The organism is Pedobacter sp. KACC 23697, assembly GCF_045348445.1.
Classification (GTDB): Bacteria; Bacteroidota; Bacteroidia; order Sphingobacteriales; family Sphingobacteriaceae; genus Pedobacter.
Genome location: NZ_CP157485.1, coordinates 3,334,272 through 3,351,021, shown reverse-complemented (window position 1 = coordinate 3,351,021; position 16,750 = coordinate 3,334,272). Strand labels below are relative to the sequence as shown.

The following is a 16,750-nucleotide window of genomic DNA, read 5'->3' as shown; positions in this document are numbered from 1 at the left end:
CAGTCTTTACATTAAGGATTACTCGCTTGAAAGATTGCTTCGTCGTTCCTTTTCTTTGACGCCTGTCAATGCTAGAGTTCAGTTTTTAGTTAAAAACAAAAAAGTTGGATGACAGGCTTAGAATGAATTGTCATCTCGGCCGCAGCGGAGAGATCTTTTAACATAGTTCGAAGATCTCTCCACTACGCGTTGCTCCGGTCGAGATGACGACTTTTCTTTAGAATCTGTCGTAGCTTTATAGAAAGACATATTAATTGCGTTATTGCGCTTTGATCCACTAAACATGACAATTTTCTGGAGATTCACTGATTACGATACAATCTCATTTTAATCCCAAATTTTAATCAAGCAATGAAAATTCGTTTAATTTTTTTTCAATTATTATGTAGCCTTATTATACTTTTAAATGCTACTGATCTCCAGGCACAGGAAACGACTAATCCTCCGGCAATCATAAATAAAAATGGAATTTGGTTAAAAGGTGAATTACATGTGCACTCAAGGCACAGTACAGAATCATCCAATAATTCGATTGCGAAAATTATTAATTTTTCAAAGTCAGTTGGTATGGATTATCTGGCCATAACCGATCACGATAATCATGTTAATGGCGATATTGCGCACCATACCTGGGCCGATCCGGAATTTAAGTCAGATTCGTTGCTTTTGCTTTATGGTGCCGAATGGACAACAACCAGGGGGCATGGAAATGTATTTTCGGATAAACCGTACAACCACCAGAAGTTATACGACATCAGGGATGCCCGAGACATTAATATTGGAAAAGTTAAGGAAGCACTGGGCATTCATTTATCGGCAAATCATCCTAGTGGGAAAGATAATTTTGGCTTTTCTTACGATTTGGTGAAGTCTATTGAGATTTGGAATTCAGCCATGTGGTCAAAAAATGCCAATGCCATCATGATTTGGGATGACATGCTTTCTTCGGGCAGGATGATGACGGGCAGGGGCGGAAGTGATGCGCACCATGGTGTACCTACCGCAGCGGAAAAACCCGGTGCCCATACTTATGAGGCCGAATATAACTATGTAGGTACGCCAACAACCTGGGTTTTTGCAAAACAACGTAGCCTTAAGGCAATTATAGATGCTTTAGATCATGGAAAAGCTGCTGTTAGTTCAAATCCTTTTGCGCCAAGAGTTGAATTTTATGCGGATTATAATGGTAACGGGAAATTTGAAATGATGATGGGTGATCATGCGGTTTCAACCGGTAAACCGGTAAAATTCCAGGTGCAATTAATGGGCAATAAATTAACTAATGAGCCGTATACCGTTACCGTAATCAAGAATGGAGCAAAGCTGGATAGCTTTAAGGTTAGCGGTAAAATCCCTGCTATTCAGTTTACCGATACCCCTGATTTAAAAGGCCGTACTTATTACCGGGTTACAGTAGAAGGCAAAAATACGGATTACCCTCAAGTGCCAAAATCTGCCAGTTTAAGCGGAAAAATGGTAGCCATATCAAATCCGATCTACTTCAATTTTGATCCTGAATTTTAATTGTAGTCAATGTCAGATGTAAACATCTGACCTCACGAAAAATAAGTGCCGTCATTGCGAGGAGGGACGACGAAGCAATCTTTTATAGCGATTCTTTCGCTAAATATTGCTTTCCGAAATCGGGGCGACTTTCGGCTTAAAAAGCTTATCCGAAAGCACGATTCCTAGATGAAATCCATCACGTTAAGTTCTTCAGAAATACAAATTTTAAAAGAAAGATAACAGTATCAGATGGAAACATCTGACACAACGATAGCGTATCACCTGGCTCTGTGTTACGTTCATCGTTTTGGATTCGATTTTTTTTATAATTTTACTGGCTATGCGCAACCAACATAATCATACCGATGAAGAGCTGATCGTAATGTTGAGGGAGAACGAGGTGGTTGCTTTCAGGAAAATTTATACAAAGTACTGGTATGATTTGTATCTCATGACCAATAAAAGATTAAGGTCTAAAGAAGCTGCAGAAGAGATTATCCAGAATTTCTTCACTACATTCTGGATCAATCGGCAAAAAATAAATATTACAGGGTCGTTAAAGGCTTACCTCCATTCCGCTATCCGTTATTCTATCATCGATTATCTGGCTAAAGAGGCCACAAGAAACAATTACCTCGAATTACTTTCTTTTAGTTACCAGGATGCCACAAATACCACAGAAGAAGCCATATTTATAAAAGAGCTGGAAAACGGAATCAATGGCGTGATTTCGAAGTTGCCGGCCAGATGCAGAAGGGTATTTGAACTCAGCAGGAAGGAACATAAATCTAATAAGGAAATTGCCGAATTGCTGGGACTTTCTGAAAAGACCGTAGAAAACCATATTACCAATGCCTTAAAACACTTTAGGGTACATTACAAGCTGATTTTGATTGCCTCTGGTTTTGCCTGGTTACTGCGGTAAAGCCTTGCGCTTCAATAAAAGTATTTTAGTATTAGGAAATGAGCGGTTAATGGTGTGAGCGGCCTGTAGTCCCGCTATCGCTTATAGTCCTCTCCCGACGGAATGTCGGGATCCGGGCTATTCCGCTTTATCGGGTTTAGAAACAAAGGTTTGTGCGCCATACCACCTCCTAAGATGAAACACTGTATCGACTCTATTTAGCCCTGGTTGCAGCGATACCCTGCAGCAACGAGGTACGAGGCAGCGAAGCGTATAAGCGAAAAACGGGAAGAAACTTTGTGTGTAGCACAGGCGCTGCGCTCCAATAAAATATGTTGAGGAAAGAAGCAATCTTCAAACTATCGATTCTTGACTTAAAGATTGTTTTAAATTTTTTTATTTTTTTTTGGGGGCAAGGCCTGGGTTCCCCGACTATACTATTAACGAACCAAATATAACTACATACCAACATGGGCAAATCAATAGCCGTTTTCTTGCTTAAAAAATATCTTTCTGGTGATTGTACTGTTGCTGAGATAAATGAAGTAGACGAATGGTTTGACAGTATGGATGCAGTGCCTGAAGATCTTGTAGGTCTGTCTGATGAGCAGCGCAAGCGGGTAGAAGATAAAATTTTTGAGCGCATTCTGCTCAATATCGGAGTCAAAGAACAGCAAAAGAGCTTATTAATTCCCAAAAAATCGATATCCATACGCACCATATTATGGGCGGCGGCATCACTCATTCTGGTTCTGGGGACGGTGCTGATATGGAGATACAATGCGCAGTTAAACCTGCAAAATCAACAGGCAAAATTACATCAGTCCGTTCATATAAAGCCAGGAGGCAATCGGGCGGTTTTAACATTGGGCGATGGGTCATCAGTGGTATTAACCGAAGCCAAAATTGGTGCACTGGCCGATCAGCAAAATGTGAGTGTGGTAAAAACAGCCGAAGGCGAACTCCGCTATAAAATACATACCGGATCTGCATCCTCAAAAATAAGTTATAACCAGATTGCCACTCCACTTGGTGGCAAATATAGCGTTGTTTTGCCGGATGGCACTAAAGCCTGGTTAAACGCGAAATCGAGCTTACGGTTTCCAACGGCTTTTACGGGTGCTGAAAGAGTGGTACAGATGACGGGCGAAGTATATTTCGAAGTGGCCAAAAATCCTGATCAACCTTTTAAAGTACAATCGGGCGGAACGGAAATCAAGGTGTTGGGTACACATTTTAATGTAATGGCTTATGGCGATGAGGCCGGGCAGAAAACAACCTTAATTGAGGGCAGCATCCACTTGTCATCTGGTAAATTTTCTCAACTATTAAAGCCTGGACAACAAGCTCTGGTAGACCCTTCTGGTATAAAAGTAAATAACAATTGCGATCTGGAAGCAGTGATGGCCTGGAGAAACGACCTATTTATCTTCAAGGATATGGAGGTTAAAGAAATTGCCAGGCAGTTGGTTCGATGGTATGATATTCAGGTCGTATTCAGAGGAACACCATCAAAAATATCTTATACAGGCACTATATCCAAAGACGTAGAACTTTCAGAATTGTTAAGCATGCTTCAGTTCACCGGATTGAAATATGAATTGAACGGACATCAGCTCACTATAATCGATTAAAGAAACCTAATCGACAAAAAAATAAATTTTAACCAAATAAATTATTTAACATGAGAAACTACTACAATACTGCATAATGTAAAGGTGTAACCATGCTTCTTAAGAAAAAACCGGATAGTGTTCGCAGCACATCCGGTTACTGTAAAGGTTACTTACAATCCGATTTAGACAACATTATAATTTAACCAAAACTCCATAAAGATATGAATTTATTTTTTAGGATCAGGCAGGTATTGCGCCGTGATTCTTACCAAATCTTATTAACAATGAGACTCGTAGTGCTTTTTTTTACGCTCGCCCTCATGCAGGTTAGCGCTAGCAGCTTCAGTCAGAATCTAACCCTTAAAGAGAATAATTCTGACATCATTTCCATCTTAAAGCAAATAGAAAAGCAGAGTGGTTACCACTTGCTTTTCAGACGCGCTGATATCGACGATAAATATAAAGTAAACCTCAATGTAATTAATATGCCCCTTGAGCAGGTCATGGGTGTAGTTTTAAAAAATACCAACCTCGATTTCAAAATCATTAAGAAAACCATTATTCTTAAAAAGAATGCCTACTCGCCATTTACAACTATTTCTGTTCGTGACGTGGAGATTTCTGGTACGGTGAGCGATGAAAAAGGAATCACACTTCCGGGGGTAGTGGTTAATGTGAAGGGCACGAAACAATCAACGGTAACCGATATTAATGGTAAGTTTAAGATTTCGCTCCCTACGGGATCAACCACCCTTGTATTTTCTTTTGTGGGGATGGAGCCCCGGGAAATTAATCCCGGCAATAAAAGCATCCTGAATGTGGTACTGAAGGCACAGACCACATCACTTTCTGATGTGGTGGTAATTGGTTATGGCACGCAAAAACGGACAGACCTCAATGGATCTATTTCGTCGGTAAAAGCTGCCGATATAGCCAATGTACCTCAAACCAGTATTGACCAGATGCTGCAGGGCAGGGCTTCAGGACTAACGATTTCGCAAAACTCCGGTGCACCTGGTAGCAATACCTCTGTACGGGTAAGGGGCGTAACTTCGCTAAGCGGTAGCAATGAGCCTTTGTATGTAATAGATGGTGTGCCAATTTCCGGCGATGCGGGCAATCAGAGTACCAGTGGAAGGTCTCCGTTACAGGCTTCGTCTTCAAATGCCAATTCGCAGACTACCGTGAGTCCGTTGTCTTTGATCAATCCAAATGATATAGAGTCGATTGATGTGCTAAAAGATGCATCGGCAACTGCGATATATGGAAACCGGGCTTCAAACGGTGTGATTATCATCACCACCAAAAGGGGTAGAAGCGGTAATTCTGCTATAAATTATGATGGTTATTATGGTTTTCAGCGTGTGGCAAAATACATGGACGTGATGAATCTTCGCCAGTATGCTGTGCTTCAAAACTCGCTGGGCGATATTTATGGCACAGGTAGAAGGGTTGAGTTTGCAGATCCTGCTGTATTGGGAGAAGGTACCAACTGGCAAAAAGAAATATTCAAAACTGCACCACAAGAAAGTCATCAGGTAGCTGTGTCAGGTGGCAAAGAGGGATTAACCTACTATATCTCTGGCGGATATCTCGGTCAGGACGGTACTGTTATCGGTTCCGATTTTCGTCGCTATAGCCTTCGGGTAAATGCCGATGCCCAGGTGAAAGAGTGGTTTAAACTCGGTATTACCTTAACCGGAAGCCGCTCTGCAGAAAACGTGGTGACCAGTGATAATAATGGGATTATTTACAATGCGTTATTGCAGGCGCCCGATTTAGCCGTAACTAACCTCGATGGTTCATATACTGGTCCTCCTGTATCTGACCCACTGGCTGCCGCTGCGGCATTAAATCCCGTAGCCCAGGCGCAGCAGATTAAAAATAAATTGAACAGGACTAACATTAACACGAATATCTATAACGAGATCAAGTTTATTAAGTCATTGTCGCTCAGATCAGAACTTGGAGGTGATTTTAATTTCTCCGATAATAATGTATTTACACCCAGCTATTCATGGGGCCGTTTTACCAATCCTACCGCTTCGTTAAAGGAAAGATATCAGCAAAGTACATTTTTGATCTGGAAAGAATACCTGAATTACAACCAGACTTTTGGTCAAAAACATAACCTGAGTGCCATTTTAGGTTACGAGGTTCAGCAGTCAAACTGGAGAGGAATTGAGGGAACACGTCAGGGATTTTACAGTAATGATGTGCAATCGTTGAACTTAGGGCAGGCCATAACGGCAACCAATGATGAATATATTGGCACACAACGCCAGGAATCAATTTATGCGCGTGCCATTTACACTTACAATAATAAATACAGCCTTACCTCAACAATCAGGAGAGATAAGACCTCCAAGTTTGCCGAAGGCTCACAATCAGGTTATTTTCCCTCATTTGCAGCCTCCTGGAAATTGTCTGAAGAACCATTTATGAAAGGAATCAATAAGGTGGTAAGCGGACTTAAGCTCCGCCTGGGTTACGGAGAGGTAGGTAACCAGGATGTGCCCAATTATTTATACAGTTCTTTGCTGAGGTCTTCACAAACAGGTTTGGGAACTGGTTTTCTTGCCGGACGGATTGACAACCAATCATTAAAGTGGCAAACCTCTATCCAATACAATGGTGGTGTTGATATGAACTTTCTAAACGGTAGGATTAGTACAAGTGTAGATGTTTACAAAAAAACTTCCAAAGACTTTTTATTCCAGCTTACGCTACCAGCCTATTTAGTGGGTGGCCCTGATTATTTGGGCGGTATTAACCCGCCATATGTAAATCTTGGAAAGATTGATAACGTAGGTTTTGATTTGAACATTAACTCGCGTAATATTGATAAGGGTGATTTCAGGTGGAACACAAGTGTTGTGCTATCCCATTATAACAATGAGGTTAAAGCGCTTGGTAACGGCCTTACCGAACTTTTCGGAACAATAACCAATGCTTACCTGCAAACGCCGGTTACCCGTACCGTGGTAGGCCGATCGGTAGGTGAGTTTTATGGTTATAAAGTAAAGGGAATATTTAAAACACAGGCGCAACTTCAATCTGCTCCGGTTCAATTTGGCCGTGGTATTGCCAATAACAGCAATAGCACCTGGCTGGGCGATGTGCAGTATGAAGATATAAATGGTGATGGCGTTATAAACGAAAAAGACCGTACCGAGATCGGAAACCCAAATCCAAAATTTACGTATGGCATAACCAATACTTTTAGTTATAAAGCTTTTGATTTTACCCTGTTCCTCAACGGATCTTACGGCTCCAAAATTATGAACCTGTTAAACAATACCATGGGTAACCTGGCGGCTGTATATCAAAATCAATATGCGGCATACAGTAATTTCTGGTCGCCACAAAATCCGGATTCTAATATCCCGGCACCTAAAATCGGTATTGATAATCCCAATCTGTTTGTGTCTGACCGTTATGTAGAAAGTGGATCTTTCTTGCGCATACAGAATGTTAGTTTGGGTTACAGGGTACCTGCTGCGTGGATCAGGAAATTTAAATTCTCCAATTTAAAAGTGTACTCAAGCGTACAAAACCTTTACACCTTTACAAAATATAAGGGTTATGATCCGGAAATCGGGGCGATGAACCAGAGTGCCATTTTAAATAATATCGACCTGGGAAGATATCCGATTGCCAGAACCATCACTTTTGGGATAAATGCACAATTTTAGTGACCTACAATTATTGAACAAAATGAAATCATATTTTATATACAGCTTTATTTTTATAGCCATTGTTAGCGCGGGCTGTAAAAAAGAATTTTTTAATATTCCTCCACAGGATGCCCTCAGCGCTGATAATTTTTACCAAAATACCGAGCAGGTGCAGGCCAGTACCATTGCACTGTACAACTCTCCATGGTTCGATTGGAATGCAAAAGCTTCCTGGTGTATTTCAGAATTGTTAAGCGGCAATGCACACACTTATTCTCCGGATGTGATCAATTTTGGGAATTTTTCAGTAACGGGTGATAATACCCAATTGGCATCAGCCTGGAATTCGCTCTACAGCGTAGTTGCTCAATCCAATGCACTGATTAATAACCTGAAAGCTAAGGTGCCAGCCAGTGTGCCTGCACCAATCGTAAATAATGCAATCGGTGAAGCCAGATTTATGCGGGCAATGGCTTATTTCTATTTGGTAAGAACATGGGGAAACGTACCCATTATCGAAAATAGCCTGGATTATGTGAGCAATTATCAGATTAATACCAACCCGGTAACTGATGTTTACAAATTCATCATCAACGACCTCAAATTTGCGGAAGATAATTGTGATAAAATGATCAGATCGGGTTCTGTTTCGCAGGGCAAAGTATCCAGTGGATCAGCATCTGCCTTATTGGCTAAAGTTTATTTATACATGCGCGACTACCCGAATGCCCGGTTAAAAGCAGAGCAGGTGATCAATAGTGGCGAATTTAAATTGTATGGAGTAGATATTTCGGGTAAAACTTATGCTGACTTGTTTAAAACCGCTAATAATAATAATGAGGAGAGTATTGCCGCTATTCAATGGCTGGGTGGATCTTCCTATGGGCATGGTAATGCACTACAATCTTTCCTTGCCTTTAACTCTGAAATTACGGGTACCGGAGATGGTTACGGAAGCGTTACACCCTCTATTGATTTACTTACTGCTTTCGAGCCCGGCGATTTAAGAAGAAAGCCAACAGTGATGATGCAGGGCGATGTTTATCCTGAAATTAACCAGGCTAAAGGTGGTTACACCTTACCTGCCGGAGCAGTTGCCCAGGGGATGCCGGCATTTATTAAAAAATATGTTGTGGGTACACCTGCAGATAATGGTGGTAAAGGTGCAGCGTTTTCGGCAGGCAATAACACTTATTTAATGCGTTATGCGGATGTATTGTTAATCGAGGCAGAGGCAGTGCTTGCCGGGGCTGAGCGTACATCTGATGATGCCGCGCTTGTACCTTTTAACAAAATCAGAAAAAGGGCCGGCCTCATTCCTAAAACTTCAATCACCATACAGGATATTTATCAGGAACGCCGAATGGAATTTGTGTTTGAGGCTGATTACTGGTTTGATCTGGGTAGGTTAGATGGTTTTAATGTGACTTCGCATCCTAAAGCAATTGCCATTATTGCCAATCAGGAAAGAGGCATTTACAGTAATACCACACCTGTTGTGATCTGGGGGCAAAAGTATACCCCAACCGATGCCAATTTCCGTTTGCCTTATCCTACAACAGAAACCATTCTAAATCCTAAATTACTATTGGCTCCGGTGCCTTACAATTTTAAATAAGCTAATATGAAAACGATATATAAAAATACGATATCCCTTTATCTGATTGGGGTATTTTGCATGCTGATCTTTGCCACCTCCTGCAAAAAGGAAAAAGAAGGACAGGGCGCGCCAAGCATTACCCGGGTTCGTACTTTAGTTAGGCCAGGAGATACTAAAGTTACCCCGCTAGATTCAACAGTTACGTCCGGCGATGTTGGGGTTACTTATGTGATTGAAGGGGTAAATTTAAAATCGACCAATAAAGTAGAATTCAATGGAGCATCAGCTTACCTTAATACGGCACTTTTTAGTGATAACAGCATTATCGTCATGATCCCAACAACCGCTACATGGATCAATCAGACAGGAAAATTAACACTAACCAATGCATACGGTAGTACTTCCTTTAACTTCAGCATTAAACAACCGGCTCCGGTAATTAGTGATCTGAGTCAGTTTGCAGGTAACCCTGGTGATGTAATTACCATTACCGGCTTACGTTTTGATCAGGTATCAAGCGTTAAATTTGGTACAACAGAAGCCCAGGTAGTCTCCTCAACCAGCACCGAACTGAAGGTAACTGTTCCAGCAGGTGCGCTGGGTGCAGTAAGTGTTACCACTCCGGGCGGTACAGGTACTGGTCCATATGTATCTTACGATGGCGTGGTGGTTCCGATATTGTTGCCATTTGGATTCAGGCATTTATTTTATGATGATCAGATTACAGCTGGTTACGATTTCAATTTTGGAGGTGCTAATGCAGATGTGAACAGTACCGAAATGGTAAAACGTGGTAACCATTCGATCAAACTTACCTATACCGGAAGTTATGCTGGATATGCCGTAGGCAGTAACACGCCTGTTGATTTAACTGACAAAACCTATGTTAAGTTTTCGATTTATGGGACAACAGGTACTGAAGGTAAAGTGATAAAAGTTGCATTAGGTGATTTTGACAACCGGAATGTAAGTGTGGTGCTGCATGCCGGCAAGTGGACAAACTATGTAGTTCCAATAGATCGTTTCCAAAGCGCTGGTCAGCCGGGTAAACCTACAAGTTTAAACTGGATCGGTTTTCAGGAGTTGAGTGGCAATGCACCAGAAACAATTTATCTTGATGATATTGGGGTATATTAATTTCAATTAAAGCAAATATTTCGTTTAGTGAGATTGAATTATAAATAAAGTTGTTCTAACCTTTACTAAAGTCCAGAAACCTTCATGTTGATATAATATAGGCTAAATATCGTCATTGCGAGGCACGAAGCAATCTTTTTCGCCAGTAAATCGCTGCCATAAAGATTGCTTCGTCGGCTGAAAAAGCCTTCTCGCAATGACGATCTTATTGCGAAAATCCATACTGCAAATACGCTCCAAACCCCTTCCAGATTTATAACTTTAAAATAATTGATAATGAAATTGATAAAATATATCCTTGCCGGCCTCATGATGCTGGCAACCAGTTCTCATGTTTTTGCACAAAAAAACCTGGTGGTCAATGCTGGTTTCGAAAACGAATTAGAGGGCTGGGTTGATTATTCGGCAAAGGTAACGCCTTATATGTTTAGCGCCGGGAAGATGAGCGCTGCTTTATTTTCTTCAGATTCTTCAAAATGGACGGGTATGCATCAGATTGTTTCTTTGCCGAAAAATAGCCAATACATACTGATGAGCGCTAAAATTAAGGTAGATGGTGTGAGTGCCGGGAAAAATACCTGGAATGGTGCATTATTTCTTTTCGAGACGCTTAACAAACAGGAAACTAAAACAGGCGAGGGGATTAACATTGCCTCAGTTACCGGAGATGAAGATTGGAAATTATATGAAAAAGCCTATATCATTCCACCAGGTGTTACGAAAATAAAATTGTTATTTGCATTGGGCTATGTTACGGGCACCATGTTCGTAGACGAGGTAAGTTTAAAGGTAATCACGCAAGCTGAGTTTGAAAAATATTTGTAGTATGATGAATGGCAAGGTATATAGGTTATTTTTAGTCGGTTTATCATTACTTACAGCTGCGGTTAGTGCACAGCAAATGGCGGCTCCTGAAGTCGTACTGAACCAATCGGGTTATTATCCAAAGTTCGAAAAAAGTGCAGTTATACTCCATCCCGTTGCAGAAAGTAAGTTCGAATTGTTATCTATACCAGGTCGAAAAGTCGTTTACACAGGTGTATTATCCGAACCAAAAACTTCAGGCTACTCAAAAACGACAACAAAAATAGCCGATTTTAGTCCTTTCGACCGACCAGGCGAATATATCATCCGAATTGCCGGCGTTCCGGAATCTCGTGTTTTTAAGATTGCAGACGGTGTGCACCACGATTTAGCAGAAGCTGCATTAAAAGCTTTTTATTACCAGCGGGCTTCATCTGCGCTGGATGTGAACTACGCAGGAAAATGGTATCGTGCTGCCGGGCATCCTGACACCTCGGTTTATATCCACCCATCGGCCACTTCTAAAAACCGTAAGGTCAATAGTACGATTAACGTTTCGGGTGGATGGTACGATGCCGGAGATTATAATAAATATATGGTAAACAGCGGTATCTCTACCTCGACCTTATTTTCTGCTTATGAAGATTTTTCTGAATATTTTCTCGGCCTGGAGGTGCATATTCCACAGGCGAAAAACAAAGTGCCGGATGTTTTAACAGAGGCGGTTTACAATTTGCGCTGGATGCTTAAAATGCAGGATCCTGGCGATGGCGGAGTATATCATAAATGTACAAACCTTGATTTCGACGGAATGGTGATGCCGGATAAGGCCTTGTCAAAACGTTATGTGGTGGCGAAAGGTACTGCTGCTACACTTAATTTGGCGGCTGTTGCCGCACAGGCCTATCGCATTTTTAAACATTTTCCTGAGCAATACCCCGGACTGGCAGATAGTTGCCTGTTAGCATCCAGGAATGCCTGGCGTTGGTCGTTAAATCATCCGAACGTAGTTTACGATCAGGATGTACTCAACAAAACGTACGACCTTAAAGTAACGACAGGTGCTTACGGTGATCGGGACTTCGAAGACGAATGGATCTGGGCCTCGGCAGAACTTTTGGCATCAACCGGAGAACAGGCGTATTTTGATGCATTTTTTGCCCGTTTAAATGCGCCTGTAAGCCTGCCTGGTTGGAGTAATGTGGGCATACTCGGATATTATACCTTGATTAGATGCGAAGGCCAGTTACCTGAGCGTTATAAAAGCGTAACCAGTATTTTAAAAAAGAAAATACTGACGCTTGCCGACCGTTATTTAGCTGCTTTTAAAACAGGTCCTTATCATACGGTAATCGGTGCCTCGCTTTACGATTTTGCATGGGGAAGTAATTCTTCGGCAATGAATCAGAGTATATTACTGATTAATGCTTATTTGTTTTCCAAAAATGATGCTTATCTGGATGCTGCGATGAGTAACCTGGATTACGTTTTAGGTAAAAATGCCACCGGTTATTCTTTTGTAACAGGTATTGGTTACAAATCACCGCTGCACCCACATCATCGCTTATCTTTCGCAGATGGTATTGTTGAACCTATTCCAGGCTTGCTGGTTGGTGGGCCGAACCGCGAAAAACAAGATGGATTAAAATATGAGTCCGAGCCGGAATTATCATACCTGGATGATGTTAATTCTTATGCAAGTAATGAAATTGCCATCAATTGGAATGCCCCCTTGGTTTATGTAGCGAATGCAATGGAGTATCTTGAAAAGGGGAAAAAATAGGATTAAATGGATGCCTATATAGACCCAATTTGAATAGTCGCCATCTCGACCGGAGCAAAGCGGAGTGGAGAGATCTTTGGACTATATAAAAAGATTTCTTCACTGCGGTTGAAATGACTTACCTTAATCTGTCGGCGATTTGGTAATTTTTGACCAGATGAGTTTTTAATGCATTAGCCTATAGTACCAAGCGGAATACTGAATGAAAACGTACTGCCTTTCCCAAATGTACTTTCCACCCATATTTTTCCGTGATGACGGTTTACAATTTCTGCGCAGAGATATAAACCTATCCCAAAGCCTGCTATCGTGCTGTCACTTTCAACCCGGTAATATCGGTCAAAAAGTTTTTGTTGGTGTTCTGGCTTAATGCCTATGCCCTCATCAATAATACTAATGATAATAAGATCATGATCAACGGTGTATTGTATGTTTACTTCGCTTCCCAGATCAGAATACTTAATGGCATTACCAATCAGGTTTTGCAGTACCTGGTTTAATTTACTCCGGTCTGCATTAACCATAACCTCATTAGCGAGATGCAGATTTATATGATAACCCTTTGTCAAAGTCATCGTTTCCTCGCATACCTCTTTTAATAAGTCTGTAATCTCAAATTGTTGTTTATCAATGGCTATCTTTCCTGATTCCAGTCGCGAAACGTTTAAAAAGCCATCGATCATGCGGGTCATCCGCTTAACCTGGTTTAGCGACTTATCAATAGTAGCAAGCATTCTGTGTTCACTTTGTAAATTCGCATGGTATTGCAACAACTGAAGGTAACCATTTATCGAAGTGAGGGGTGTCTTGAGTTCATGGCTCGCCATGCCAATAAAATCATTCTTGCGTTGCTCATCTTCTTTTTGTTCTGTAATATCCAGAACAGAACCGATAAATCTTAACGGTTTATCGTTCGCATCAAAGTAAACCTGTCCTTTGGCTCTAATCCACCTCAGGCGTTTATCTTCATATCCAATGGTGCGATATTTTACATCATATATGCCATTACTGGCCTGTTTGTCAAAAACGTAGGCTAAAACTGTATTTATTCTTTCCAGATCTTCCGGGTGAAGGTTGTTCAAAAAATCCCGCTCAAAATCTACTTCATCAGAATGGCTTATACCAAATAAAAGCCGGCACCGGTCGTCCCACTGCAATCGGCCGGTAACCATATCCATATCGAAAGTACCTAACTGTGCAGCCTCTTTCGATAACCTGATCTGGTCATACGCTTTTTGAAGTTTTTCTTTGGAAGTGACATATTCGGTAATGTCTGTAGCGGTTTGCATCAGCCCGATTACTTCACCATTTTCTCTTAAGGGGGTATAGGTCAGGTCATAATAGCCTAAAGTTGTTTTGCCATTTTTGATCAGAGATATGCCAACGCCCGGTACATGATGCGTGATTCCCGTGCGGTAGGCGTAAAACAGCTCATCTACAACCGATTGTCCAACCAATTCCGGGATGGCCTCAAACCAGGGTTTTCCCAAAACTGAGCTGTCTCTACCAATTAAATGTAGCATGGCATTATTAATCACATCAAAAACCATGTTTTCGCCTTTGGTAATCAACATGGCAACAGGAGAGGAATGTACCATGTTTTTGAACCATTCACGGCTTGTTTCCAGTTGTGTCCTGGTTTCTGATACCACTTGCTGTTCCTCTACCGATTCACTTTTTTCAATATAATATTCAGCAACCCGTAAACTGTCGGTTCCTGTTTGCTGACTTTCCTCAGACACTTGTACATATTCAATGTTTGGGCGTTTTTCTGTGGGTTTTATATCAGAAAGGATTTCTTCCTTTGATCGCTGGTTTAAAAAGGTTTCATCACCAGTAATGGATGTGTCAGTTTCCGTTGCAATAGTAGTTTTGGCAATTAACCAAACGGCAATTTTCATTTTGATACCGTCTGCCTCCTCTAGTCTTCCGGCAAAATAACTGTAGCCAGAAAATGGGGCTACAGTGCTCTCCATACCAGGGATCTGTACGGGAACACCAGTATTATCTGAAGTATTCTTCAACTGCAAAAAGAAGGAATATGTCGCTGGTGATAAATCCTGACCAAGGATGTCGCTCAAATTTAGTGCTGCAATTTCCTGAGTTTCTTCATTCACTAAATCTAAAAACCGGGCATTTGCATATTCCAATTTCATTAAGTCCGGATCAATGACGAAGATCGGTATAGGCGCAAGTGATATGAAATTGTAGATTTTGGTTGTAGTTAGCATTGATTATAACCCGTTAAATACAAAAGTAATCATTTTGATAATTTACCTGGATGATAAGATTTAAAACTGTTACTTTTCGTAATCTAGCCATTGTTATAGTATTTTACGATTGGCTAGCCAGCAATTTACCCATAACTTATGCTAATTGCAAGGACCGTTTTGTTCATCCATGCGTTTAAGAATAGAAGATAAGATGATATTGTACGCTACATAAGCAACAAATATAAAAAAGCCAAGTTGCAGGGCGGAGTTGTTCTCGGTAACTACTTTTAGCGCTTCAGTATTAATATTCAATCCTGATAACTGGCTTTTTAATATGCCGTTTAGACCAATATAGGTCATGGCGATCCCAACCACCATCACGTCAGCCATATCCCATTTGCTTAAGTCAAATGCCAGAAAACGGATAACTTTCGAATTTCCCAATAATTGGCTGCAAGATACCTGCAGTCCACGGGCAACAAGACGTAAAAGCGGTAGTATCACCACAAAGAGCATGAGCAGTACCCCAACCAGTACTGCATCTGGTTTAGGCTGTTCTACAAGTGTACCAATAATTCCCAATATACTCTGGCTTTGGAAAAAGAGCACCTGATTGTTAAAAACAAGTTTTTCTCCCAGCAATGCAAATTCTAAGGTATGGATCCTGGCATCTACCTCAATAATAGGAGAAGACACACCTACTGCAAGTAAGATAAAGGCAAAAAGCAAGGAGAGCACAAAAAGCGTAACCTCACTGTCTACCCGCTTGCGCAGCATGAGCCAGAGCAGCAGGGCAATAATGATGCAAGCGGTCATACCTATTGCATACTGATAGCTTAACTCTTTTACCTGCTTCAGTTTTGCGTTCACGACTTTGTCAAAAGCGGTTGCGTTGTTTACTTTGTATTTTTGATAAATGCTATGCTCTACCGATGAGATGGTTTGATCGCTTCTGTCATAGGTCTGTGCTTCCAGTTCATCAAGTTTTCCTACAGCTACAGATTTTAATTTCTTAATGCTTTTAGGACTGGTTACTTTGGTAACGATGGTACGTGAGAAAGATGGAACCAATGCATGGATCTCTTTTACATCTACAAATGTGTTGAAGGCAAGTTTTTTGAGTTTCGCTCCGAGCCCTTTCTGAGGTCTGGTAAATTCTGCCACAGCTTTGTTAACCATGCCATGCAACTGTTTTTCAACTTCATCCTGCATATCCGCTTTCTGGCTTTTGGTAAGGTTAAAGCCCTTTACTTTGCGATCAACCACCGCAGAGATTTTATCTCCCCATCTGTCAACTGAAAATATACCAAAAGTGATATTGTTAGACAGGCTGTAATCTTCCTTAATATGCTTCTGCTCATAGGCAAGCGCACGGAAGCGGTATCCAGAGTATGCTGCAGCCACCAACAACAGCGAAAGAGCTGCAATCAGGATAAAAGAAGCTGATCTTGATCCACTTGGTTTAGCCTGGTTAGGAGTATTGATATTATCTTTTTGCAATTCGCTCATT

General features: G+C 41.2%; 10 protein-coding genes. 8 read left to right on the top strand and 2 right to left on the bottom strand.

Annotation, left to right across the window (positions count from 1 at the left end; all coding sequences use genetic code 11):
• Nucleotides 1-351: 351 nt before the first annotated feature.
• The 8 genes from ABEG20_RS13300 (at nucleotide 352) to ABEG20_RS13265 (ending at nucleotide 13,027) form a co-directional block, all read left to right on the top strand.
• Nucleotides 352-1,524, top strand: coding sequence for a CehA/McbA family metallohydrolase (locus ABEG20_RS13300; protein WP_406823819.1), 1,173 nt, complete (start codon nucleotides 352-354; stop codon nucleotides 1,522-1,524).
• A gap of 322 nt (nucleotides 1,525-1,846) precedes the next feature.
• The gene (locus tag ABEG20_RS13295; protein ID WP_406823818.1) at nucleotides 1,847-2,431 is read left to right on the top strand and encodes an RNA polymerase sigma-70 factor; all 585 of its coding nucleotides are present in this window, start codon (nucleotides 1,847-1,849) and stop codon (nucleotides 2,429-2,431) included.
• Nucleotides 2,432-2,880: 449 nt separating this feature from the next.
• The gene (locus ABEG20_RS13290; protein ID WP_406823817.1) at nucleotides 2,881-4,044 is read left to right on the top strand and encodes a FecR family protein; all 1,164 of its coding nucleotides are present in this window, start codon (nucleotides 2,881-2,883) and stop codon (nucleotides 4,042-4,044) included.
• Between the two features lie 203 nt (nucleotides 4,045-4,247).
• Nucleotides 4,248-7,721 (top strand): SusC/RagA family TonB-linked outer membrane protein, encoded by a 3,474-nt coding sequence (locus tag ABEG20_RS13285; protein WP_406823816.1) that lies wholly within the window; start codon nucleotides 4,248-4,250, stop codon nucleotides 7,719-7,721.
• 22 nt (nucleotides 7,722-7,743) lie between these two features.
• Nucleotides 7,744-9,321 carry a RagB/SusD family nutrient uptake outer membrane protein gene (locus ABEG20_RS13280; RefSeq protein ID WP_406823815.1) on the top strand — a complete coding sequence of 526 codons (1,578 nt, stop codon included), beginning with the start codon at nucleotides 7,744-7,746 and terminating at the stop codon, nucleotides 9,319-9,321.
• 6 nt (nucleotides 9,322-9,327) lie between these two features.
• Nucleotides 9,328-10,440: an IPT/TIG domain-containing protein gene (locus ABEG20_RS13275; protein ID WP_406823814.1), complete on the top strand. Its 1,113-nt coding sequence runs from the start codon at nucleotides 9,328-9,330 to the stop codon at nucleotides 10,438-10,440.
• A gap of 276 nt (nucleotides 10,441-10,716) precedes the next feature.
• Complete coding sequence (locus ABEG20_RS13270; RefSeq protein WP_406823813.1) at nucleotides 10,717-11,265, top strand: hypothetical protein; 549 nt, start codon at nucleotides 10,717-10,719, stop codon at nucleotides 11,263-11,265.
• Between the two features lies 1 nt (nucleotide 11,266).
• Nucleotides 11,267-13,027 (top strand): glycoside hydrolase family 9 protein, encoded by a 1,761-nt coding sequence (locus ABEG20_RS13265; RefSeq protein WP_406823812.1) that lies wholly within the window; start codon nucleotides 11,267-11,269, stop codon nucleotides 13,025-13,027.
• Nucleotides 13,028-13,200: 173 nt separating this feature from the next.
• On the opposite strand, the gene ABEG20_RS13260 is transcribed toward ABEG20_RS13265, so the two are convergent.
• Together ABEG20_RS13260 and ABEG20_RS13255 are read right to left on the bottom strand one after the other, a co-directional pair.
• Entirely contained in the window at nucleotides 13,201-15,258 is a 2,058-nt protein-coding gene (locus ABEG20_RS13260) for an ATP-binding protein (RefSeq protein ID WP_406823811.1), read from the bottom strand.
• Nucleotides 15,259-15,399: 141 nt separating this feature from the next.
• Nucleotides 15,400-16,749: a paraquat-inducible protein A gene (locus tag ABEG20_RS13255; RefSeq protein WP_406823810.1), complete on the bottom strand. Its 1,350-nt coding sequence runs from the start codon at nucleotides 16,747-16,749 to the stop codon at nucleotides 15,400-15,402.
• Nucleotide 16,750 lies beyond the last annotated feature (1 nt).

Excerpts from the sequence above, each read along its gene's own strand:
- ABEG20_RS13300 (WP_406823819.1), top strand. The coding sequence starts at position 352 with ATGAAAATTCGTTTAATTTTTTTTCAATTATTATGTAGCCTTATTATA.
- ABEG20_RS13295 (WP_406823818.1), top strand. The coding sequence starts at position 1,847 with ATGCGCAACCAACATAATCATACCGATGAAGAGCTGATCGTAATGTTG.
- ABEG20_RS13290 (WP_406823817.1), top strand. The coding sequence starts at position 2,881 with ATGGGCAAATCAATAGCCGTTTTCTTGCTTAAAAAATATCTTTCTGGT.
- ABEG20_RS13285 (WP_406823816.1), top strand. The coding sequence starts at position 4,248 with ATGAATTTATTTTTTAGGATCAGGCAGGTATTGCGCCGTGATTCTTAC.
- ABEG20_RS13280 (WP_406823815.1), top strand. The coding sequence starts at position 7,744 with ATGAAATCATATTTTATATACAGCTTTATTTTTATAGCCATTGTTAGC.
- ABEG20_RS13275 (WP_406823814.1), top strand. The coding sequence starts at position 9,328 with ATGAAAACGATATATAAAAATACGATATCCCTTTATCTGATTGGGGTA.
- ABEG20_RS13270 (WP_406823813.1), top strand. The coding sequence starts at position 10,717 with ATGAAATTGATAAAATATATCCTTGCCGGCCTCATGATGCTGGCAACC.
- ABEG20_RS13265 (WP_406823812.1), top strand. The coding sequence starts at position 11,267 with ATGATGAATGGCAAGGTATATAGGTTATTTTTAGTCGGTTTATCATTA.
- ABEG20_RS13260 (WP_406823811.1), bottom strand. The coding sequence starts at position 15,258 with ATGCTAACTACAACCAAAATCTACAATTTCATATCACTTGCGCCTATA.
- ABEG20_RS13255 (WP_406823810.1), bottom strand. The coding sequence starts at position 16,749 with ATGAGCGAATTGCAAAAAGATAATATCAATACTCCTAACCAGGCTAAA.